Genomic DNA, 21,949 nt, shown 5'->3' on the forward strand with positions numbered 1-21,949 from the left:
CTCCGAACGTCTCCCGCTCCGAACGAAGGAATCGACGTGCAAGAACAGACCGGGGGACTCGTGCGCCCCGACGTCACCGCCTCCGACGCCATCGCGATCGCGCGCGAGCTCTGGGGCATCGTCGTCACGGCATCCGAGCTCGGCAGCAACCAGGATCGCAACTTCCTGCTGACCGAGCCCGACGGATCCCGCAGCGTGCTCCGGATCGACAATCCGGCCTTCCCCGACAGCGCGAGGGACGCCCAGCACGCCGCGCTCGACGCCTACCGCGCCGCCGGCGTGCCGGTGCCCGCGGCGCTGCCGGGCGGCGACGGCGCGCTCACGCAGCGCTGGCGCGGCTTCGCGGTGCGGCGCAGCGCCTTCGCCGAAGGCGAGGCGATGGTCGACGCCGGCTACTTCGCGCCGGTCGTGCTGCGGGAGTTCGGATCCCTCGCCGCCGCCTCGGTGAACGCGCTCGCCGCGCTGGAGCACCCGGGTCTCGACCGTCCGCAGATGTGGGACATGCGGGTGGCCGCGGAGGAGGCGAGGAACCTGCTGCCGTCGATCGCGGACCCGGCGCTGCGTGACCGGGTGTCGCCCGTGATCGCAGCGGCCGAGGAGGTCCTGCGGTCCGTCGCCGCGGAGCTCCCGGTGCAGCCGATCCACGGCGATCTCACGGACGACAACGTCATGGGTGTGCGCGGCGCCGACTCTCGGCTGCACCCTCGCACGGTGCTCGACCTCGGCGACCTCGCCCTGGGCTGGCGCGTGGCGGAGCTCGCCGTGTGCGCGTCGTCGATGCTGCATCACGAGCCGGAGCGTCCGCTGCGGGTGCTCGAGACCATCGCCGCCTTCCACGCCGAAGCGCGGTTGAGTGAGGCCGAAGCCAAGGCGGTCTGGCCGCTCATCGCGCTGCGCGCCGCGCTGCTCGTCGCGAGCGGCTGGCGACAGCTGGAGATCGACGGCGACAACGCCTACGCCAGGGAGCGGATCGCGGGGGAGCAGGCGATATTCGACGCCGCGACCGCGGTGCCGCTCGTCGAGGCGGTCGAGCAGGTGCTCGCGGCGCTGGGCTTCCCTGCCGCGGCGGCCCAGCCCTCTTCGGTGCAGGGTGCCGCTCCGCTCGCGCCCCTCCTGCCCGAGCTCGCCGGCGAGGTCGTCGTCCTGGATCCCGGGACGGAGTCGGAAGGCCTCGCGTCGGGCGCCTGGCTCGCGCCCGACGCGGAGGGTGTGCTGATCCGCAGCGCCCTCGCTCAGGGAGCGGCGGCCGCCGTCATGCCCTACGGCGTGTATCGGCTCACCCGCACCATGCTCGACTCGACCGACGCGGCCGCGACCTGGCCGATCGGCACCTCTATCCATCTGCCCGCGGGACCACCGCTGCCGCTCGTGGCCCCCGTCTCCGGGAGGATCGTCACGTCGGCGGACGAGGTCATGCGCATCACGTCGGCGAACGGCTGGCGGTGCGAGATCCGCGGCGCGCAGTCATCGTCGGAGGACGGCGCGGAGGTGGCGCAGGGGGACGGCATCGGACGGGTCCCCGAATCCGCAGGGCCGCGCACCCTCGTCGTCACGGTCGTCGCAGAGGGTGCGGAGGCGCCCGTGGGCGGGACCGACGATGCGCCCCTCGTGGAGCCCGACCGCGTTCCGGCGTGGCGTCGGCTCTCGACCGATCCCGCGGCGATCCTGGGCCTGCCTGCGATGAGCCAGTCCGATGATGCGGCGGGCGAGCTCGCGCGGCGGGCGCGCATCTTCGCGAGCGCCCAGGAACGGTACTACGAGCGCCCTCCGCAGATCGAACGGGGCTGGCGGCACCACCTGGTCGACACCACGGGCCGCGCGTACGTCGACATGGTGAACAACGTGACCGGGCTCGGGCACGGACATCCGCGCGTCGCCGACGCGGTGAACCGGCAGATCCGGATCCTGAACACGAACTCCCGATTCCTGTACCGCGAACTCGCGGAGTACAGCGAGCGGCTCCTCGCGCTGGTGCCGGAGAGGCCCTCCGACGCACCGGGCGACCGGCTGGACACGGTGCTGCTCGTGAACAGCGGATCCGAGGCGGTCGATCTCGCGCTCAGGCTCGCGCAGGCGGCCACCGGGCGCAAGACCATCGTGTCGCTCCGTGAGGCTTACCACGGCTGGACGATGGCCAGCGATGCGGTCACCACGAGCGCCTACGACAATCCCGATGCCCTGGCCACGCGCCCGGACTGGGTGCACGTGGCCGATGTGCCCAACAGATTCCGCGGCACGTACCGCGGCGAGGAGACGGGAGCGCGGTACGCCGCGGATCTGGGGGCGGATCTCGATCGCCTCGCCGCGGAGGGACGCCCCGTCGCGGGCTTCATCTGTGAATCGGTGCTCGGCAACGCCGGCGGCGTGATGCTGCCCGAGGGATACCTGGCGGAAGCCTACGCGCGCGTGCGCGGCGCTGGCGGCCTCTGCATCGCCGACGAGGTGCAGGTCGGATTCGGGCGGATGGGATCCTCGTTCTGGGGGTTCGAGCAGTCCGCCGTCTCACCGGACATCATCACGATCGCGAAGCCGATGGGCAACGGCTACCCGATCGGCGGCGTGATCACGTCGAAGCGCGTGGCCGACGCACTCGCCGCCCAGGGGCAGTTCTTCTCGTCCGCGGGCGGGAACCCGCTCAGCTGCCGGGTCGGCATCGCGGTGCTCGACGCGATGGCCGAGGAGGGCCTGCAGGAGAACGCCCGCGTCGTGGGGGCGCGCCTGGCCGAGGGCTTCCGTGCGCTCGCCGAGCGCCATCGGCTGATCGGCCCGGTCCACGGCGAGGGCCTGTATCTCGGCGTGGAGCTCGTCCGGGATCGGGAGAGCATGGAACCGGCAGCCGCCGAGGCCGCCGCGATCTGCGAACGGCTCCGCGAGCTGGGCGTGATCGTGCAGACCACCTCGGAACGCTCCAATGTGCTGAAGATCAAGCCCCCGCTGTGCTTGACCGCGCGGAGTGCCGACCTGGTCGTCGCGGCGGTCGACCGGGTGCTCACCGAGGGCTGGTGACCGGACCCCCTCCGCGGGGGCGTCCGGTCACCTCGCTCCAGCGAGCCCCGACCGCGTGTCACGCCTGCTGGGTGGGCAGCACCACGACCTGGCGCAGGTTGACGTTCGCCGGACGGGTCACGACGAAGTCCACGAGATCCGCGATGTCGTCCGCCGAGATCGCCTCGATCGCGTCGAACATCGAGGTGAGCTCCGCGCTCAGGCGCTCGTTGCCGATGTGCGTGCCGAGCTCCGTCTGCGTGAGCCCCGGTTCGATGTTCGTGACGCGCACGCCGAGGCGCGCGACCTCGGTGCGCTGCATGGCCGACAGCGTGGTCACCGCCGCCTTCGTCGCGGCATAGACCGCATAGTCCGGGAAGGTCACGTGCGCGGCGATCGACGAGATGTTGACGATGTCCCGCGGCCCGCCACCGGCGCCTTGCAGCAGGTCGGGCAGCACCGCGCGCGTGATGCGGAGCAGCCCGGTGAGGTTCGTGTCGATCATGCGGCCCCACTCGTCGGCGCGGCCGTCGGCGAGCGGATTGGGCAGCATCACGCCGGCGGAGTTGACGAGGATGTCGACCACGCCGAACTCGCGGTGGATCCGCGCGACGGCGGCGTCGATCTCGGACTCGGAGGTGATGTCCGCGGGAACGGCCAGGATCCGCCCTGCGGCATCGGATCCGGCGGCGGAGGCCGCAAGGGCCGTGAGGCGGTCCTCCCGGCGGCCGAGCGCTGCGACTGAGGCGCCGAGTGCGGCGAGATGCGCGGCGATCGCCGCACCCATGCCGCTGCCGGCTCCCGTGACGAGAGCGATGCGTCCGGACAGGGGAAGGGAGGGAGTGGAAGAAGAAGTGTTCATGGCACCAGCCTCCGAGGAGGACTCCTCGGCGGGAACGTCCCGATGAACCTGGGTCTGCCAGGACCACCCTCGTGCGGGGCGCAGCGGCGATACTGAGACGATGACATCGGAGATCGGCGAGTTCCTCCGCGCGAAGCGCGAACGGGTCGCACCCGAGGAACGCGGTCTGCCCGCAGGCGGCGGGCGACGCGTGCCGGGCCTCCGACGCGAAGAGGTCGCGCTGCTGGCGGGCATCAGCCCCGACTACTACGTGCGTCTGGAGCAGGGGAGGGCGCGGGCTGCGTCGGACCAGGTGCTCGACGCGATCTCCCGGGTGCTGAGCCTGGACGACGTCGAGCGCGACCACCTCCGCGTGCTCGCCCGGCCCGCGGCCCCGCTCCGGGCGCCCCGGCCGTCCGCCACCCCCGGTGCTCGTCCCGGTGTGAGGGCGCTGCTGGACGCGATGCCTCAGGTCCCCGCGTTCGTGCTGGGGCCGGCCATGGACGTGCTCGCCGTGAACCTGCTCGGCGACGCCCTCATCGCGCTCCCCGACGGGCCGCGCAACATGGCCCGTCATGTGTTCCTGGATCCGACTTCATCCGCCTACTACCCCGAATGGGAGAAGGTCGCCCGCGAGACCGCGGCCCATCTGCGTCGGATGGCGGCGCTGCTCCCGGACGCCCCGGAGATCGCCTCGCTGATCGGCGAGCTCACCATCGGCAGCGACGAGTTCGTGCGCGCGTGGGCGCGGCAGGAGGTCGTCGTGAAGACCCACGGCCACAAGCTCGTCGATCACCCCGAGATCGGGCGGCTCTCGCTCGATTACGAGACGCTCGCCCTTCCCGACGAGCCGGCGCTCATGCTCGTGACCTACACGGCCGCGGACGAGAAGACCGCCGATGCGTTGCGCACGCTGGGATCCTGGGCCGCGAGCGGTGCGGCCGCGGGCGCCGTCGATCGCTCGTCGCGCACTCTGGGTGCTGACCGCGCCTCTGCGGCCGAGCGCTGACCGCACCGAAATGCGAAGCGCCGGCCCGCACGAGGCGGGACCGGCGCTTCCTGTTGCGGCGGTGCGCCTCAGATCACGCCCTGCGCGAGCATCGCGTGGGCCACGCGCTCGAAGCCGGCGATGTTCGCGCCCGCGACGTAGTCGCCCGGGACGCCGTAGCGCTCCGCGGCGTCGAACGCGGCGTGGTGGATGTCGGCCATGATGTCGCGCAGCTTCTGCTCGCTGTCGTCGAAGCCCCAGCGCTGCCGCGCCGCGTTCTGGCTCATCTCCAGCGCGGAGGTCGCCACGCCGCCGGCGTTCGCGGCCTTGCCCGGCGCGAACAGCACGCCCGCGTTCTGGAACGCCACGACGGCCTCGGGGGTGCTCGGCATGTTGGCGCCCTCGGAGACGGCGCGCACGCCGTTCGCGATCAGAGCCTCGGCGCTCGCGCCGTCCAGCTCGTTCTGCGTGGCGGAGGGGACCGCGATGTCCACGGGCACCTCCCAGACGGATCCGCCCTCGACGAAGCGGGCGCTCGGCCGGCGCTTCGCGTACTCGACGATGCGGCCGCGCTCGACCTCCTTGATCTGGCGCAGCAGATCCACGTCGATGCCGGCGTCGTCGACGACGTACCCGGAGGAATCGGAGGCGGTCACGGCCACGGCGCCCAGCTGCGCGGCCTTCTGGATCGCATAGATCGCGACGTTGCCGGATCCGGAGACCCCCACGCGCTTTCCGTCCAGGGAGTCGCCGTGCACGGCCAGCATCTCCTGCGCGAAGAAGACCGCGCCGTAGCCGGTGGCCTCTGTGCGCACCTGGGCCCCGCCCCAGCCGATGCCCTTGCCCGTGAACATACCGGACTCGTGCCTGTTGGTGATCTTGCGGTACTGCCCGAACAGGTAGCCGATCTCGCGGCCGCCCACGCCGATGTCTCCCGCGGGGACGTCGGTGTGCTCGCCGAGGTGGCGGTACAGCTCGTTCATGAAGGACTGACAGAACCGCATGATCTCGGCATCGCTGCGACCGTGCGGGTCGAAGTTCGAGCCGCCCTTGCCGCCTCCGATGCCCTGGCCGGTGAGCGCGTTCTTGAAGATCTGCTCGAAGCCGAGGAACTTGATGATCGAGATGTTCACCGACGGGTGGAAGCGCAGGCCGCCCTTGTACGGACCGAGCACCGAGGAGTACTGCACGCGGTAGCCGCGGTTGACCTGCAGCTTGCCGTTGTCGGCGACCCACGGCACCCGGAAGATCACCTGGCGCTCCGGCTCGACGAGGCGCTCCAGCACTCCCGCGTCGACGAACTCGGGGTGGCGCTCGAGCACCGGGCCGATCGAGTGCAGCACCTCGTGCACGGCCTGGTGGAACTCGGGCTCATTCGGGTTCAGCGCCCGGACGCCGTCGAAGACGGGCTGGGCGAGAGCGGAGAGCGGATGGAAGTCGACAAGGGTGGTTTCAGTCACGCGGGGGATGCTTTCTGACGAAGAGACAAGGGCGAGCGCTGTCGATCGTGTCGGGCGCGACGAGCCGGATGCGGCGGAGTTCTCACTCTAACCCGCACCACGGCGCGCCCCGCGCTGTGCGACGGTGGCAGCGAGAAGGGCAGGTCAGCCCGTGTTCTGCAGGCCGGCGGCCACCCCGCTGACGGAGAGCAGCAGCAGGCGCTGCAGCTCGGGATCCGGCGCCGGAGCGGACTCGTCGGCGTCGCGGAGGCCGCGCAGAGCCCGCAGCTGGAGCAGCGAGAGCGCATCCACGTAGGGGCTCCGCATCGCGACCGCGCGCTGCAGGATCGGCTTGTTCTCCAGCAGCCGCTCGCCTCCGGTGAGGCGGATCACCCAGGAGCGGGTGAGGTCCATCTCCTCGAGCACGAGCCCGGCGAGGTCGTCGCGGTCGCCGAGGCCGAGGTAGCGCCGTGCGATGCGCGGATCCGTCTTCGCGAGGCTCATCGCCACGTTGTCGACCATCGTGCGCAGCAGCGGCCATTCCCGGTACGCGGTGCGCAGCAGCTCCTCGTCGCCGACGGCTTCGAGCGCCGTGCCGAGACCGAACCAGCCGGCGAGGTTGATCCTGGCCTGCGTCCACGCGAACACCCACGGGATCGCTCTGAGGTCCTCGAGGGACTCGACCGAGAGCCCGCGGCGGGCGGGTCGCGAGCCGAGGGCCAGCAGACCGACCTCCTCCATGGGCGTGACGGTGGCGAACCAGGGCGCGAAGCCGTCCGCCTTCACGAGCGAGAAGAAGCGATCGCGGGAGGCGCGATCCATGGTCGAGGCGACCTCGGCGAACCGCGCCGCGGCGGCGCTGTTGCGCTGCTCGACCCCGGGGGAGGAGGCGAGCAGGGTCGCCGCCGTCACCTGGTCGATGTGCCGCATCGCGATCGCGGGCTCGCCGTAGCGCGCGAAGATGACCTCGCCCTGCTCGGTGAGCTTGAACCGGCCGTCCACGGAGTGCGGCGGCTGGGCGAGGATCGCCGAGTTCGCAGGTCCGCCGCCGCGCCCGAGGGCGCCGCCGCGGCCGTGGAACAGGGTGAGCTCGATGCCCTCGCGCTGCGCCCAGGCGGCGATCTCGGCCTGCGCCTCGTACAGGGCGAGGTTCGCGGCGACGGGGCCGACGTCCTTCGAGGAGTCCGAGTAGCCGAGCATGACCTCGAGGCGCCGGCCGGTCGCGGCGAGGCGTGCTGCGAAGGCCGGGTGCGTGACGATCTCGGCGAGGATCCCCGCCGCCGCCTGCAGATCGGCGAACGTCTCGAACAGCGGCACCACGTCGAGCACGGGCCCGTCGTCGGCGCACGCGTACTGCGCGAGCCGGTGCACGTTCGCGAGGTCCTGGGCGGACTGCGTGAACGAGACGACGTAGCGCCCCGCCGCGCGCGGGCCGTAGGTGCGCTGGATCTCCCGGACGGCGCGGAAGACCGCGAGCACTTCCTCGGTCTCGGCGCTGAGGGATCCGGATCCGCTCTCGGCCGCGTCCAGCTCCGCCAGCGCGCGGGCGTGCACCTGCGAGTGCTGGCGCACCTCGAGCTCGGCGAGGTGGAAGCCGTAGGTCTGCACCTGCCAGATGAGGTGCTGCACGCCGCCGAACGCGTGCCGGTGCGCCCCGGCGGCCTCGAGCGACGACTGCACGGTGCGGAGGTCCCCGAGCAGCTGCTCGGGATCCGTGTAGCCGCCGTCGTCGCCGCGACGGGTGACCCCGACCCGGTGGGCGAGCAGCAGCAGGATCCGCCGGTGCGGCTCCGAGGGGGAGCGGGTGGCGACCTCGTGGGCGACGTCGGGGTGGGCGGCCTGCAGCTCTTCCCACAGCGCGGTCGCCTCGGCCGAGGGCGGCGTGCCCTCGGCGTCGAGGGTGAGGGTGCGTCCGATCCGCTCCAGCGCCCGCTCGAGTCCGCGCAGGACGTGGTCGGCCGCGATCGCCGCGGCTTCGCGGGTCACCGCGGCGGTCACGAACGGGTTGCCGTCGCGGTCGCCGCCGACCCAGGTGCCGACGCGCACGAAGGCGGGCACGATGGGGGCGGAGGATCCGGAGTCCTCGCCGCGCAGCACGTCGTCGATGCGGCGGTACACGTGCGGCACGGTCGTGAACAGCGTCTCGTCGAAGACGCTCATGACGGTGCGCACCTCGTCGGTCGGAGCCGGCTTCTGCGCGCGCAGCGGAGCGGTGCGCCAGAGGGTGTCGACCTCTTCCAGCATGCGCCGGCGGGCGCGGTGGGCCTCGGGGGCGCCCTCGGCCGCGGCGTCGTGCGCGCTCAGCAGCTCGGCGAGGCGCCGGATGCTCGAGGACACCGCGCGGCGTCGCGCCTCGGTGGGGTGCGCCGTGAACACCGGGTGGAACCGCAGAGCGCCCAGCCGGCGGCGGGCCTCCTCCTCGCCGACCTCGGCGCTCAGCTGCGCGAAGGCTCCGGCGACCGTGTCGGTGGAGGTGGGGTCGTCGCCGCGCTCGCGGAGAACGCGCACGCGCTGATGCTCCTCGGCGAGGTTCACGAGGTGGAAGTAGGCGGTGAAGGCCTTGGCCACCTCGTCTGCGCGCTGCACCGAGAACTCCTCGGCGATGCGGGTCGCGCGATCGAAGGCCTCGGCGGACTCGTCGGTGTAGGCCTCGATCGTGGCCTGGCGCAGGCGCTCGACGTCGTCGAACAGGTCGTCGCCGCCGGATTCGCGCAGCACCTGGCCGAGCAGCGCGCCGAGCATGCGCACGTCGGCGCGCATCGCCTCGGGCAGCTCGCGCCCTGCCTCGAACCGGCCGACGATGCGGATGGCTTCGGTATGGGTTGTGTCGGGGGTCACGGTTCGAGCGTAAACCGACCCGGCCCACCCGACGACCGCGTGACGCCCCGCTCCGTCCGTCCGTCCGTCTCGCCTCGTCCTCGCCTCGCCCCATGACCGCGAGACTCCAACTCCGCGACGAGACTGCGGTCCTGGCGCGCAGTCTCGTCGCGGAGTTGGAGTCTCGCGGAAGTAGGGGGCGCTTGTGAGGGGGCGCGATACGGTGGAGGGGATGAGCCGCACGAGTCGCCTTCTGAGATCACCGCAGTTCCCCGCGATCCTGCTGCTGGCGACGGCGGGGCTGGGGCTGCTCCTCGCGAACCTTCCCACGCACGACGCGATCGCGGGCCTCCTCGGCGCGCATCTCGGGGTTCCCGGCACGGCCCTCGACCTCTCGGTCTCCCACTGGGTCTCGGACGGGGTGCTCGCGATCTTCTTCTTCGTCGTGGCGCTCGAACTCCAGTACGAGCTCACCCGCGGCGAGCTGAACAGCGTGCGCGTGGCGATCCAGCCCGCGATCGCCGCCGCGGGCGGCATCCTCGTGCCGATCGCCCTGTACCTCTGGATCGCCGGCTCCGATGCGAGTTCGATCGGCTGGCCGATCCCGACCGCGACCGACATCGCCTTCGCACTCGGCGTGCTCGCGGTGTTCGGGCGCGGTCTGCCCTCCGCGGTCCGCGCGTTCCTGCTGGCGCTCGCGATCCTCGACGACATCGTCGGGATCGTGTTCATCGCCGTGCTGTTCGCGCATGGACTGAACCTGCTGCTGCTCGGACTGGGCGTGCTCGCGGTCATCGTCTTCGCCGTGCTGAGCCGGCAGCTGCGGGGGCGCGCGACCCCGGTCATCGCCGTGCTGATGGTGATCGTCGGCCTCGTCGCCTGGGGGCTGTTCGCCGCCTCGGGCGTGCACGCCACGATCGCGGGCGTCATGCTGGGCCTGGTGATGGCGCCGCGGGCGGCGGATCCGACCCGTCACGCGCTGGAGCCCTGGGTCAACGGCCTGGTGCTGCCCCTGTTCGCCTTCGTGGCGGCGTTCGTGGTCATCCCGCAGGTGCCGCTCGAGGAACTGTCGCCGGCGTTCTTCGCGATCCTCGTGGCGCTGCCAGTCGGCAAGCTGGTCGGCATCGGCGCGTTCGGCGCCCTCGCGCAGATGATCCGCCCACGGGGGGCGCCGCCGGCGATCCGCTTCCCCGACGTGCTCGCGGCCGGCGCCCTGGGCGGCATCGGATTCACGGTCTCGCTGCTGCTCGCGAACCTGGCGTTCGCCGGGGATGCCGCGGTGCGGGACCAGGCGATCCTCGCCGTGCTGGTCGGATCGGTGATCGCGCTGATCGTGGCGGCCGCGCTGGTCTCCTGGCGGGCGAAGGTGCATCGCGCCCTCGGCGATGCGGAGGACGACGAGCCGGCCGACGAGTCGGACGAAGAGGAGACGTACGGGCATGAACGCTGAGCAGGATCCCGAGACGGACCCGCTCCGGGCGGCCGCGGAGGTCATGCGGCAGGTGCGGGAGCGGTGCGTGTGGTCGCAGGCGATGACCCACCGCGAGCTCGTGCCGTACCTCGTCGAGGAGTCGGCCGAGCTCATCGACGCCGTCGAGCGCGACGACCGTGCGGAACTGCGCGAGGAGCTCGGCGACCTGCTCTGGCAGGTGCTGTTCCATGCGGCGATCGCGGCGCAGGATCCGGAGGATCCGTTCGACATCGACGACGTCGCCCGTACCCTGACCGAGAAGATGACCCGGCGCCACCCGCACGTGTTCGGCGACGCGATCGCCCGCACGCCGGAGGAGGTGCTGGTGCACTGGAACGCCGCGAAGGCGGCGGAGAAGCACGAGCGCCGCAGTGTGCTGGACGGCATCCCGCCGGGCATGCCCGCGCTCGCCCGCGCACAGAAGATCCTGGGCCGCGCTGCGAAGGCGGGCGTCGAGGTCTCGGAGGATCCCGCCGTCGAGGCCGGCGAGGAGGCGCTGCCGGCGATCGTCGGTCCCACTCCGGCGCCCGTCGCGGAGTCCGTCCCGCTCACCGAGGCGGAGCTCGGCGATCAGTTGCTCGCCCTCGTCGTCACGGCTCGCACTCACGGCTGGGATGCCGAACGCGCGCTGCGCGAGCGCATCAGGCTCCTCGAGGACGAAGTGCGTACCGCTGAGTGAGTGGGGGCGGCACGGCGGATCCGCACGCACCGCCCCCTGGTCTCGTCAGCCGATCGCTGCGCCGGTCTCGACGTAGCTGAGGTCGTTGACGCTCTTCACCGTCCAGGTCCCCTTGCGATACTCGAGCTGACTGACCGAACCGTTCTTGATGCCGCCGATGAAGGCGGGCAGATCGTCGGTCAGCGTGGACAGCCCGCACATGATCGAGATCCCGCTCGACACGACGAGGACGTTGCCGCCGCCATCGGCGCTCTGCTTCTCGGCGATCTCGGTCAACGCGCCGAACATGCGCTCGGCGACCTGATCGCAGGTCTCGGCGGTCAGCTCGGGCTTCGCGTTCATGGTCGCGATCGTGTCCAGGGACTTCAGGAAGTCGTAGTCGGGCGATGCCTTGAGGGCAGCCTCGTCCGCGAAACCAGAGCGCTCAGCCACGTTCTGCCACAGCACGGTGCCCAATTCCCCTTCCCATGAGCCGAAGGCCATCTCGCGGAGCCCGGGCATCCGCACAGGTGTCAGATCCGACTTCATCCCCGCCAGCGCTCCTGTGGCCGTGGCGTAGTGACGCAGCATGTCTCCCGAGTACGCCGAGGCGAACGAGACGTCCTTGGCGGCGAGCCCTTCGCCGAGGTCCGTCGCGGTCTGCTCGCCCGCGGAGATCAAGGGGGAGTCGATCCACCCCTGCACGCGTTCGGTGAGATTGAGCATCGTCTTCCCGTGGCGGGTCAGGTAGATCTGCACGACGCCGTCCGACTTCTTGGTCGCGGGCGGTGTGGTCTGCGTCGCCGATGGCGCGCACGCGACCAACGAGATCGCCGTTGCCGTCGCGACGCCCGCGGCCAGCGCGGAACGGATGAGGCGGTGGGCCCGCGCACGGCGCGGATTCGAGAGGGACATCATTGTCTCCTTGGTGAGAGGGGTGATCGATCAGCCGCGTGGATGCGGATGCCGGATTTCTGCAGTTCTTCCTCCGGAAGTCGTCATCGGCTTCCGGAGGCGCGGAACGAAGGCCCCAGATTCCGCGTCCCGAAGCTATCAGCCTTTGGTTTATGAGTAAACAGGTATAGATCTAAACAAAACCACGTGACGATGACCGCCGTTCCGCGGGAACCGATGGAAGCGGGCGTTGCCGGTCGAGGACGAGGTCCGCGCGGCGGAGGGATCCGAGCCCACCTGACGGACCTGGAAGAATGGATCCGTGGCAACGGTCAATCCTCCGCGCGGGATGCGCGACTTCCTCCCCGCCGACAAGACGCGTCGTGAGCGTGTGCTCTCCGTCATCCGCGAGCGCTACCGCGCGCACGGCTTCGACGAGATCGAGACGCCCGTGGTCGAGGAGTACGACCGCCTGCACGCGGGGATCGGCGGCGACAACGAGAAGCTGTCCTTCAACATCCTGCGCCGGGGGCTCGACGCGGACGGCATCCGCGCGGCCGCGGAGGATCCCGCCGCGCTCAGCGACCTGGGCCTGCGCTACGACCTGACCGTCCCGCTCGCGCGCTTCTACGCGACCAACCGCGGACAGCTGCCCGGGGTGTTCCGCTCGATCCAGATCGGGCCGGTCTGGCGCGCCGAGCGGCCGCAGAAGGGTCGCTACCGCCAGTTCGTGCAGTGCGACATCGACATCATCGGCGACGACTCGGCGCGCGCCGAGGCCGAGCTCATCGTCGCCTCGCTCGACACGATCGATGCGCTCGGGCTCACCGGCGGCATGGTGCGGGTGAACGACCGCCGTGCCCTGGACTGGATGCTCGACTCGTTCGGCTTCGCCGAGGACGAGCGTCCTGGGGTGCTCATCACGATCGACAAGCTCGACAAGATCGGTGCGGACGGCATCGTCGCCGAGCTGCGCGAGCGCGGGGCCTCGGCCTCCGCGGTCGACGCGTTCGCGGCCTTCCTGCGCCGTCCGCAGACCCTCGAGTACAACCCCTACGGCGAGCGGCAGATCCGCAAAGCGCTTCCGGAGAACGCTCCGGAAGACCTCGTCGCGCACCTGGTCGGCCTCGGCGAGGCCGTCGCGGCCGCCCGTCCCGCCGCCGAGGGCATCGATCCGATCCCGCTGCAGTTCGACCCGTTCCTCGTGCGCGGCATGGGCTACTACACGGGCACGATCATGGAGCTCGCGCACCCCTCGGTGTCGTACTCGCTGGGCGGCGGCGGACGCTACGACGGCATGATCGGGCGCTTCCTCGGGCAGCAGGTGCCGGCGGTCGGCTTCTCGATCGGCTTCGAGCGGATCGTGGATCTGCTCGAGTCGGCCGATGACGCGGCGGGCCAGTCCGTGGTGCTCGTGCACGACGGCGACGTGCCCGTCTCGGAGCTCGTCGCGCACAAGGCGGCGCTCATCGCCGGCGGCGCCAGGGTTCGCTTGGAGCGGCGCACCAAGAACCTCAAGGCGCTGCTCGAGCGCGCCGCGGCCGATGGCTACACGGCGTTCGCGGGCGTGCGCGCGGGCGACGCCTCCGACGCGCTCGAGGTCAAGCCCCTCTCCTGAGAGCGGCGAGCCCTCCCGGGCGCGCCGGATCGTCCACGGCCGGTCACGCGCTGTTCATGTCGATGCGGTCTGATCGGCGTATGGACGCTGCTGATCGCCGTCGGGCCGGAACCCGAGGCGTCCCGGTGGGGCTTCTCGGAGCCGCCGGGCTCGCGATCGCCGGATCCGCCGTCGCCGTGCCACTGGCGCTGCGGCGCCAGGCGCGCATCGCCCGGCGCCGCATCGGCAAGCCGCTGGGGGAGGATGCGATCGACGCCGACCGCGTGTGGCGGCGGCGCCTGTCGGGCGAGCCGATCGAACTGCTCCTGCTCGGAGACTCGCTCGCGGCCGGTCTCGGCGCGGAGCGGCGCAAGGACACGCTGGGCGGACGACTCGCGAAGGGCGTCGCCCGGCGCACGCGGCGACCGGTGCGACTGCGGACGGTCGCGATCGTCGGATCCGAGTCGCCGGATCTGGACGCCCAGCTCGCGTCGCTCGAGACGGACTACCTGCCGCACGTCGCGGTGATCGTCGTCGGCGGCAACGACGTGACCCACCGGATCCCCGTCTCGTTGTCGGTGCAGCACCTCGAGGACGCGATCGGCTGGCTGCACGCGCTCGGCGCCGGCGTCGTGGTCGGCACCTGCCCCGACCTCGGGGCGCTGCGAGCCGTTCCGCAACCGCTGCGGTCGATCGCCTCGCGGATGTCGCGGCGGCTGGCAGCGGCGCAGGCACAGGCCGCGATCGAGCACGGAGCCACCGCGGTCGACCTGCGCCGCGCGGTGGGGCCGATGTTCTTCGACGAGCCGGAGGAGATGTTCAGCCTCGACCGGTTCCACCCGAGCGCCCTCGGCTACCGGCGCACCGCGGAGGCGCTGCTGCCCGCGGTGACGGCGGCGGCCGAGGAGTCCTCGGTGAGTGCGGCCGGAGGAGCGCTCAGCTCTCTGATGCGGTGAACGACGCGGCCCATTCGGCGATGCGGGCGGTGCTCTCCGACTCCGAGAGGTCCTCGACCCGCGTCATGATCGACCAGCGCACGCCGAACGGATCCCGGATGCTCGCATAGCGGTCGCCCGAGACGAAGGTCGACGGCGCTTCGCGGATCGTGGCGCCCGCGGCGACGGCGCGCTCGACGACCGTGTCGACGTCGGGCACGTAGAGGCCCATCGAATAGCAGTCGGCGTCGCCGCCGGGCGCGGCGATCAGCCCGTACTCGGGGTTCGGGTCGCCCAGCTGCAGCACGCCGAGACCGAAGTCGAGGTCGGCGTGCGCGACCACGCCGCCGAACTCGGTGATCTCCACGACGCGGGCGCCGAAGATCTCGCGGTAGAACTCGATCGCGGACCGGGAGTCCGCAACGGCCAGGAACGGGGTGAGGGACGTCGCCGAGTTCGGGCGGCCGTTCGTCGTGTACGCGCCGGTGACGCCGGTGGTTGCTGTGGTGGAGGTGTCTTCGCTCATGACCCCGAGGCTAGGCGCCGAGAGGGAGGCGGTTCTTGGAGATTCGCGCCAGGTTGAGACGAGGACGGCCGCCCGGCGCCGGGCCGATGTCGGCGGAGGCTTCTAGGCTCGAGGAATGGTCGATCCGACGCGCGGTGTGCTGTATCCGGCGCGCCTGCCGCAGTTCCACCGGCTCCCGCCGCCCGTCGATGCCGCCGAGCTCGTGGAGTGGTGCTGGATCCCGGAGTGGGACATCGAACCGGGCCGCTCGTCGCGGCAGGACCTGGTGTCGTTCCCCGCGCTGAACCTCGTCGTCGAGGAAGGGGGCGCCGTGCTGTCGGGCGCGACGACGCGCGTCAGCGCGCGGGAGCTGACGGGCAGGGGGTGGGCCGTCGGCGCACTGCTGCGACCGGCCGCCGTGGCCGCGCTGACCGAGGCGCCGTCCGCCCTGCTCGACCGCGTGGAGGCGTACCCTGCAGCAGGACTGCCCGAGGCGGTCGCGCACGCCATGTCCTCGGGCGACGGGCATCGGGAACGGGCCGTCGCGGCGCTGTGCGACTGGTTGCGCGAGCGCGTCGGCGAGGTCACGGCCCCGGCGCGGCACGCGAACGCGATGGCGGAGCTGCTCATGTCGGATCCCGACGTCCGCACGCCCGAGCAGGCGGCGGCGCGGCTGGCCGTCTCGGTGCGCACTCTGCAGCGCATGGCGCACCGCCACGTGGGACTCTCTCCCGCCGCCATGATCCGCCGGCGGCGCCTGCAGGAGGCGGCGGAGCGGATCCGCTCCGATCCCGGCACGGATCTGGCGACCGTCGCCGCCGATCTCGGCTATGCGGATCAGTCGCACCTCGCGAACGATTTCCGCGCGGTGCTCGGCTTCACGGCGTCGGCGTATCGTGCCCACGCCGGTCCCGGCGGAGCCTGATCGCGCGGAGGCCGACGCCGACGAGCACCACGGCCGCTCCGATCAGCACCGAGGGCAGCGGCAGCGTTGCGGCCAGGACGACGCAGCCGAGGGCGCCGAGCACCTGCAGCGGTCTCGGATACCGGCGGGCGGCACCGCCCTGCCGGAGCGCGGAGGCGTTCGCCACGAAGTAGTACAGCAGGACGCCGAACGAGGAGAACCCGATCGCGCCCCGCAGGTCTGCGACGAGCACGACGGCCACGACGACGGCGCCCGCGGCCAGCTGCGCGCGCCGAGGCACCCGGTGCCGCGGATCCACGACGGCGAGGATCTCCGGGAGGTCGCGTTCCCGAGCCATCGCGAGGGAGGTGCGCCCGATCCCGGACAGCAGGGCGAGCAGCGCCCCGGTCGCGGCCGTCGCCGCGGCGACCCGCACCGCAGGCCCGGCGGCCGTCCAGCCGGCGGCCGAGACGACATCGGCGAGGGGAGCGGACGAGCCTTCCGCCGCGCCGCCGAGCGTCAGCACGACGGCGCCGCCGACGAGCAGGTAGACCACGAGCGCGGCGCCGAGCGCGATGCCGATCGCCCGCGGGATGATGCGCGACGGATCCCGCACCTCCTCGCCCATGGTCGCGATCCGCGCATAGCCCGCGAAGGCGAAGAACAGCAGTCCTGCGGCCTGGAGCACCCCGTACAGGGATCCGGACGGGATCGGTGCGGGCGCGGCCTGCGGCAGGGCGGCACCTGCCGCCGCGAGCACCACGACCAGCCCCAGCAGCGTCACGCCGACGAGCACCTGGGTGACGCGCGCGGTACGGGTCACCCCGGCGCAGGTGACGGCGGTGAGGGCGGCGACCGCGGCGATCGCGAGGGGCTTCTGCCATCCCGCCGGGGCGACGTACGCCGCGACGGTCATCGCCATGGCGGCGCAGCTCGCGAGCTTGCCGATCACGAAGCTCCAGCCGGCGGTGAAGCCCCACCAGGGCCCGAGCTCGGCGCGTCCGTACGCATATGTGCCACCGGAGACCGGATGCGCGGCCGCGAGCTGCGCGGACGAGGTGGCGTTGCAGAACGCCACGAAGCCCGCCAGTACCAGCGCGATCAGGAGACCGGATCCGGCGGCGCCCACGGCGGGGCCCCAGACGGTGAAGACCCCCGCGCCGATCATGGACCCGAGGCCGATCGCAACGGCGTCGCCGAGCGTCAGGCGGCGCGCAAGAGGCATGCCTCCATCATCCCTGACCGCAGGGCCTCGCGCGTCCCGCGGCCGCGGCGAATCGCGAGCCGCCGCGCGGCGTCAGGCCTTCGCCGTCGTGACGCGCTTCTTCTCCCGTACGTACACCTCGCGGCGCACGCGCGCGACGACCTCGCCGGCACCGTCGGTGATCTCCGTCTCGAACCATTCGAGCACCTTCGCGCCGCCGACGGCGCGCTCCCGGATGTCGGCGACCCGCTCCGCCGGCACGTGGAAGCGCGCGGTGAGCACCCCGCGGCCCGGCTTGAGGAACTCGATCTCGCCGCGGGTGTCCCACACCACGTAGTCGCGCCCCAGTTGATGCATGACCAGCATGAAGAAGTACGGATCCGTCATCGCCTGCATGGATCCGCCGAACGCCGTCTTCACGTAGTTGCGCGTGAAGACGTTCACGTGCAGCTCGACCGCGGCCTGCGTCCAGTCGGCGCTGAACCCGCGCACTCTGATGCCGCTGAACAGGTTCGGGATCCACAGGCTCATGCCGACGGCCAGCCGGCGGGGAGTGATGCGCATGCGGCCAGTCTCCCCGGTGCGCGCCCTCCGAGATGAATCGACTGGATCCCTTCCACAATTGATCTAGTTGACCTAGAATAACTAGATAGGAGGTGAGCGGGATGCTGATCCGTATCGACGCCGACAGCGCTCAGCCGCTGTTCGCGCAGATCGCGGCCTCGGTGCGCGCGGAGGTGCTCGCAGGGCGCCTGCGTCCCGGCGACCGGCTCCCCGCCGCCCGCGAGCTGTCCGACGCCATCGACGTGAACGTGCACACCGTGCTGCGCGCGTATCAGGAGCTGCGCGACGAGGGGCTCGTGGACCTGCGCCGTGGGCGCGGCGCCGTGCTCTCGGCCTCCGCCGCGCCGCTGGCCGACCTCGCAGAGGACATCGGAGCGCTCGTCCGTCGGGGCACCGCACTCGGTGTCAGCCCCGCAACGCTCGCCGCGTTGATCGCCGCCCAGGAATGAGGAGGATCCCCATCATGAACGCCCGTTCCACTCCCGCCGCCCACGACGTGACCGCGATCCCGGCCCGTGATCTCCGCCGGGCGCGGCTGATCGCTCTGACCCTCGGCGCCGTGGTGCCGCTGGTGCTCTCCGCTATCGTGCTCGCACTGGTCCTCGCCTGGCTGCCTGAAGTGCCCTCGCCCGCCGCCACGCACTGGGGCCCCTCGGGCGTCGACGGCTTCGGACCGCCGGTCACGTTCGTCTGGCTGTCGATCCTGCTCGGCTTCGTGCTGCCCGCGGTGCTCACGATCACGACGGTCGTCGGGGTGCGCGACCACTGGGGTGGCGGTGCGAGGCTCATCGTCGGCATGGCGCTGGGGATCTCCGGGCTCAGCGCCGTGATCAACCTGGGCGCCGTCGGCACGCAGCGCGGGATCGCCGACGCGAAGCAGGCGGAGGATCTCGGCGGTCTCATGCTGCTGGGGTTCGGCGCCTTCGTCGTGCTGATCGGGATCGGATGGCTGCTGCAGCCGCACATCCGTCCTGCTCCGGCCGCGCCGCTGCAGCCTGCCCATGTCGCCGCGATCACGAACGGCGAACGGGTGGTCTGGCTGGCGACGGCATCGCTGTCCCGTCGCGCCATGATCCTCATCTCCCTGCTCGTGGTGGTCGTGGTCGGCATCACCGCGTTCATGGCGATCCGGTTCACTGATCGGATGTGGGTGCCGGTGCTCACCCTTGTGCTCATCGGCGGCGCGTTCGCGTCCTCCGCATCGTTCCGGGTGCGTGTCGGTCCCGACGGACTCTCGGTGCGATCGCAGATCGGCTTCCCCCGCGTGCACGTGCCCCTCGACGAGGTCGTCTCGGTGCGCGCGGTGGAGTGCAACCCGTTCGGCGAGTTCGGCGGTTTCGGCTGGCGACTAGGCCTCGACGGCCGAACCGGAATCGTGCTCCGCCGCGGGCCCGCGATCGAGGTCGAGCGCCGCGACAAGCGTCCTCTGGTCGTCACGGTCGACGGCGCGGCGATCGGCGCCGGCGTGCTGCAGGCGTATCTCGACCGCGCCGGGGCGCCGGGGGTCGCAGGAACCGATGGCGGCACGCCCGACGACGGGAGCACACGATGATGAGCGCGCAGGAGACGGCACGAGCGGACGGTGATCGGAGTATCGGTCTCGGCGCGATCGTCGCCTACGTCGTGCTGGCCTGCGGGCTGGCGTGGCTGGTGGCTCTGCCGCTGTGGCTCGGCGACGGGCTGCGGGAGCCGTATGCGCTGCCGCTCATGACGGTGATGATGTACATGCCGGCCGTGGCCGTCGTGCTCGTGCTGCTCGTGCTCCGGCCGATCCCGAAGGGGCAGCGGCTGCGGTTCCTGGGCCTGTGGCCCCTGCGCCCCGTGAAGCGCGTCCTGTGGCTGATCGTGATCGGGTTGCTGGTTCCTCCGCTGCTCGTGCTGGCCTCGACCGCGGTCGCGGCGCTGTGCGGCTGGCTCACGGTCGACCTCGCCGGATTCTCCGGGTTCACCGAACTGATCGCGGCGAAGGTCCCGGCAGGAACGCCGCTTCCGCCGACGGGCGTGCTGATCGCGGCGCAGGCGGCGAGCATCCCCGTCGCCGCCGCCACGGTCAACGCGATCGCGGCGTTCGGCGAGGAGCTCGGCTGGCGCGGCTTCCTCGTGCCGGCGCTGCGTCGCTACGGCACTTGGGCGTCCCTGCTGATCAGCGGGGTGGTCTGGGGCCTGTGGCACGCGCCGATCATCCTTCTCGGCTACAACTTCGGGCGTACGGACGTCACCGGAGTGCTGCTCATGACCGGGGGATGCGTGGTGTGGGGCGTGCTGCTCGGCTGGCTCCGGCTGCGCTCGGGCTCGATGTGGCCCGCGGTCTTCGCGCACGGCGCGCTCAACGCCTCGGCGGGGATGTACGTGTGGTTCTTCGCCGCGGGCACCAGGGCGGATCCGGCCCTCATCCTGCCTCTGGGCGTGGCGGGCTGGATCGTCGGCGCGGTGCTGATCCTCGTCCTGATCGTCACCGGGCAGTTCCGGCGGCAGCCGGCGCTCGCCGCGGACCGGCCGCGGACGCTCCCTGCGCCTTTCCCCGAGCCGGCGCTCGAGAATCCGCAGGACCCGGGTTCGGGGGCTGGTTCGGCGGCTGGGCCGTCCGCGCCGCCCGGATCGGAGCCGGAGCGGTCTTGATCGCTGCCGCGCGAGCGGCGAAGCTGGGCGCATGGCCCAACCGAACCTGGCGAACTGGCGCGCCGCAGACGACTATCTGTCCGAGACCCTCGTCGGACACGACCCTGCGCTCGAGGCCGCTCTGGCCGCGCAGCAGGCGGCGGGGATGCCCGCGATCGAGGTCGCGCCGGTCAGCGGCAAGCTGCTGAACCTGCTGGCCCGGATCGCGGGGGCGCGCCGGGTGCTCGAGATCGGCACGCTCGGCGGCTATTCCACGATCTGGATGGCGCGGGCGGTGGGCGACGGCGGCCGCGTCGTGACGATCGAGGCGGAACCGGACAATGCCGCGGTCGCCCGCGCGAGCATCGACGCCGCGGGCGTGGGGGAGCGGGTCGAGATCCGCCTGGGGCGCGCGGCGGAGGTGCTGCCGGCGCTCGAGGACGACGCGCCGTTCGATCTGATCTTCATCGACGCCGACAAGGAGTCGAACACGATCTACCTGGACTGGGCCGCGCGGCTCGGACGTCCCGGATCCGTGATCGTGCTGGACAACATCGGCCGCGACGGCGACATCGTCGATCCTGCCTCGGCCGACTCCATGGTGGTCGGCACGCGCGAGGCGCTGGAGATGCTCGGCCGCGATCCCCGCTTCGATGCGACCGCGCTGCAGACGGTCGGCGTGAAGGGCTGGGACGGCGTCGCGATCGCCGTGGTGGTGTGACGCGTCCCGCGTGAGCGGGATCGGCGGGTCCGCGCGGATCCGCATCCGGACACACCCGCGCCGGGCCGTGCGGATCCCGGCGGCACGGGTCACAATGGACGCGTGACGCAACCAGTGGGTCTGGGCGGGCGGCCGATGACGCCGCCGCCCGGCGTGCCCGCGGAGGAGCGCCTCATCGCCCGGTTCCACCCCCACGCGCGGCATCTATTCTGGTCTGCGCTCGTGCTCATCGTCGTGGCTGGCGCGACCGGATACCTCACGAGCAACCTCCCGGCCCCCCTCGCGGGCTGGGCCAAGGACTGGATGCTGTGGGCAGCGGCGGGTGCGCTGGTGCTGCTGCTCGTCGTGGTGCCGTTCATCGTGTGGCTGTCGCGGCGCGTCACGATCACGACGCGCCGGGTGATCGTGCGCGACGGCGTCGGATCCCGCAACAGCATCGAGATGTCGCACGCCCGCGGCTACACGATCTCGGTGCGCCGCGGTCCCCTGCAGCGCCTCGTCGGCGCCGGAACGGTCCTGCTGTCCAACGGCGTGGATGCGCCGCTGCGGATCCGCGACGTGCCGAACGTCGCCCTCGTGCAGGAGACCCTTGCGGACCAGGTCGAGGTGGGGCAGATCCTCGCCCACCGCGACGCCCAGGCCGCCCAGAACCCCTACACCGCCTGACTTTCTCGCCTCGCCTCGCCTCGCGTCGGGGCCGAGCCTGGCCGCGCGGCTGCCCCGCCCCGGGCCGAGATCGCCCGCCCTCGTGCCCGCGCCCCCTCCTGCGCTCGCACTACCTTCGAGTCGTCCCCACCAGCGGACCCCATAGCCTCCGCTGGTGGGGAC

At 71.9% G+C, this 21,949-nt stretch carries 19 protein-coding genes; 12 read left to right on the forward strand and 7 right to left on the reverse strand.

Annotated features, from left to right (window positions below; translation table 11 throughout):
• The first annotated feature begins 36 nt into the window (after positions 1–36).
• Complete coding sequence (locus RS86_RS01575; RefSeq protein WP_082076483.1) at positions 37–3,006, forward strand: aminotransferase; 2,970 nt, start codon at positions 37–39, stop codon at positions 3,004–3,006.
• 58 nt (positions 3,007–3,064) lie between these two features.
• Here the strand turns inward: RS86_RS01575 and RS86_RS01580 are convergent, their stop codons facing one another.
• Positions 3,065–3,847: an SDR family oxidoreductase gene (locus RS86_RS01580; protein ID WP_045270455.1), complete on the reverse strand. Its 783-nt coding sequence runs from the start codon at positions 3,845–3,847 to the stop codon at positions 3,065–3,067.
• A gap of 100 nt (positions 3,848–3,947) precedes the next feature.
• On the opposite strand from RS86_RS01580, the gene RS86_RS01585 reads away from it, so the two are divergent.
• Positions 3,948–4,835, forward strand: coding sequence for a helix-turn-helix transcriptional regulator (locus RS86_RS01585; RefSeq protein WP_045270456.1), 888 nt, complete (start codon positions 3,948–3,950; stop codon positions 4,833–4,835).
• Positions 4,836–4,903: 68 nt separating this feature from the next.
• On the opposite strand, the gene gdhA is transcribed toward RS86_RS01585, so the two are convergent.
• Together gdhA and RS86_RS01595 are read right to left on the reverse strand one after the other, a co-directional pair.
• A complete protein-coding gene (gene gdhA, locus RS86_RS01590; protein ID WP_045270457.1) occupies positions 4,904–6,274 on the reverse strand; it encodes an NADP-specific glutamate dehydrogenase in 1,371 nt (456 codons plus the stop codon).
• Between the two features lie 144 nt (positions 6,275–6,418).
• Positions 6,419–9,013 carry a phosphoenolpyruvate carboxylase gene (locus tag RS86_RS01595; RefSeq protein ID WP_235281565.1) on the reverse strand — a complete coding sequence of 865 codons (2,595 nt, stop codon included), beginning with the start codon at positions 9,011–9,013 and terminating at the stop codon, positions 6,419–6,421.
• A gap of 289 nt (positions 9,014–9,302) precedes the next feature.
• Here RS86_RS01595 and RS86_RS01600 point away from each other — a divergent pair, with 289 nt between their 5' ends.
• Together RS86_RS01600 and RS86_RS01605 are read left to right on the forward strand one after the other, a co-directional pair.
• On the forward strand, positions 9,303–10,520 hold the full coding sequence (locus tag RS86_RS01600; protein WP_045270459.1) for a Na+/H+ antiporter NhaA: 1,218 nt from the start codon (positions 9,303–9,305) through the stop codon (positions 10,518–10,520).
• Positions 10,510–11,220: a MazG family protein gene (locus RS86_RS01605; RefSeq protein ID WP_045270460.1), complete on the forward strand. Its 711-nt coding sequence runs from the start codon at positions 10,510–10,512 to the stop codon at positions 11,218–11,220. The genes RS86_RS01600 and RS86_RS01605 overlap by 11 nt, the downstream gene beginning before the upstream one ends.
• A 45-nt stretch (positions 11,221–11,265) precedes the next feature.
• Here RS86_RS01605 and RS86_RS01610 read toward each other — a convergent pair whose 3' ends face one another.
• Positions 11,266–12,114: a histidine phosphatase family protein gene (locus RS86_RS01610; RefSeq protein WP_052680004.1), complete on the reverse strand. Its 849-nt coding sequence runs from the start codon at positions 12,112–12,114 to the stop codon at positions 11,266–11,268.
• A 328-nt stretch (positions 12,115–12,442) separates the two neighbouring features.
• Here RS86_RS01610 and RS86_RS01615 point away from each other — a divergent pair, with 328 nt between their 5' ends.
• Together RS86_RS01615 and RS86_RS01620 are read left to right on the forward strand one after the other, a co-directional pair.
• Positions 12,443–13,711 carry a histidine--tRNA ligase gene (locus tag RS86_RS01615; protein WP_045270461.1) on the forward strand — a complete coding sequence of 423 codons (1,269 nt, stop codon included), beginning with the start codon at positions 12,443–12,445 and terminating at the stop codon, positions 13,709–13,711.
• Between the two features lie 125 nt (positions 13,712–13,836).
• On the forward strand, positions 13,837–14,646 hold the full coding sequence (locus tag RS86_RS01620; protein ID WP_045270462.1) for an SGNH/GDSL hydrolase family protein: 810 nt from the start codon (positions 13,837–13,839) through the stop codon (positions 14,644–14,646).
• On the opposite strand, the gene RS86_RS01625 is transcribed toward RS86_RS01620, so the two are convergent.
• A complete protein-coding gene (locus RS86_RS01625; RefSeq protein WP_045270463.1) occupies positions 14,627–15,151 on the reverse strand; it encodes a VOC family protein in 525 nt (174 codons plus the stop codon). The genes RS86_RS01620 and RS86_RS01625 overlap by 20 nt on opposite strands.
• A 115-nt stretch (positions 15,152–15,266) precedes the next feature.
• Between RS86_RS01625 and RS86_RS01630 the strand changes: the two genes are divergently transcribed.
• On the forward strand, positions 15,267–16,055 hold the full coding sequence (locus RS86_RS01630; RefSeq protein ID WP_045270464.1) for a helix-turn-helix domain-containing protein: 789 nt from the start codon (positions 15,267–15,269) through the stop codon (positions 16,053–16,055).
• Here the strand turns inward: RS86_RS01630 and RS86_RS01635 are convergent.
• The gene (locus RS86_RS01635) at positions 16,009–17,259 is read right to left on the reverse strand and encodes an APC family permease (RefSeq protein ID WP_045270465.1); all 1,251 of its coding nucleotides are present in this window, start codon (positions 17,257–17,259) and stop codon (positions 16,009–16,011) included. The genes RS86_RS01630 and RS86_RS01635 overlap by 47 nt on opposite strands.
• 72 nt (positions 17,260–17,331) lie before the next feature.
• Positions 17,332–17,802, reverse strand: a complete 471-nt coding sequence (locus tag RS86_RS01640) for a DUF4442 domain-containing protein (RefSeq protein ID WP_045270466.1) — start codon at positions 17,800–17,802, stop codon at positions 17,332–17,334.
• A gap of 101 nt (positions 17,803–17,903) precedes the next feature.
• Between RS86_RS01640 and RS86_RS01645 the strand changes: the two genes are divergently transcribed.
• The 5 genes from RS86_RS01645 to RS86_RS01665 all read left to right on the forward strand — a co-directional run bounded on the left by RS86_RS01645 (position 17,904) and on the right by RS86_RS01665 (position 21,787).
• Positions 17,904–18,251, forward strand: a complete 348-nt coding sequence (locus RS86_RS01645; protein WP_045270467.1) for a GntR family transcriptional regulator — start codon at positions 17,904–17,906, stop codon at positions 18,249–18,251.
• 14 nt (positions 18,252–18,265) lie between these two features.
• A complete protein-coding gene (locus tag RS86_RS01650) occupies positions 18,266–19,354 on the forward strand; it encodes a DUF1648 domain-containing protein (RefSeq protein WP_045270468.1) in 1,089 nt (362 codons plus the stop codon).
• On the forward strand, positions 19,354–20,421 hold the full coding sequence (locus tag RS86_RS01655; RefSeq protein ID WP_082076487.1) for a CPBP family intramembrane glutamic endopeptidase: 1,068 nt from the start codon (positions 19,354–19,356) through the stop codon (positions 20,419–20,421). Before RS86_RS01650 ends, RS86_RS01655 begins: the two co-directional genes overlap by 1 nt.
• Before the next feature lie 31 nt (positions 20,422–20,452).
• Positions 20,453–21,121 carry an O-methyltransferase gene (locus RS86_RS01660; protein ID WP_045270469.1) on the forward strand — a complete coding sequence of 223 codons (669 nt, stop codon included), beginning with the start codon at positions 20,453–20,455 and terminating at the stop codon, positions 21,119–21,121.
• A 102-nt stretch (positions 21,122–21,223) separates the two neighbouring features.
• A complete protein-coding gene (locus RS86_RS01665) occupies positions 21,224–21,787 on the forward strand; it encodes a PH domain-containing protein (protein ID WP_052680005.1) in 564 nt (187 codons plus the stop codon).
• The last annotated feature ends 162 nt before the right edge of the window (positions 21,788–21,949 follow it).

Source organism: Microbacterium azadirachtae, from assembly GCF_000956505.1.
Lineage (GTDB): Bacteria > Actinomycetota > Actinomycetes > Actinomycetales > Microbacteriaceae > Microbacterium > Microbacterium azadirachtae_A.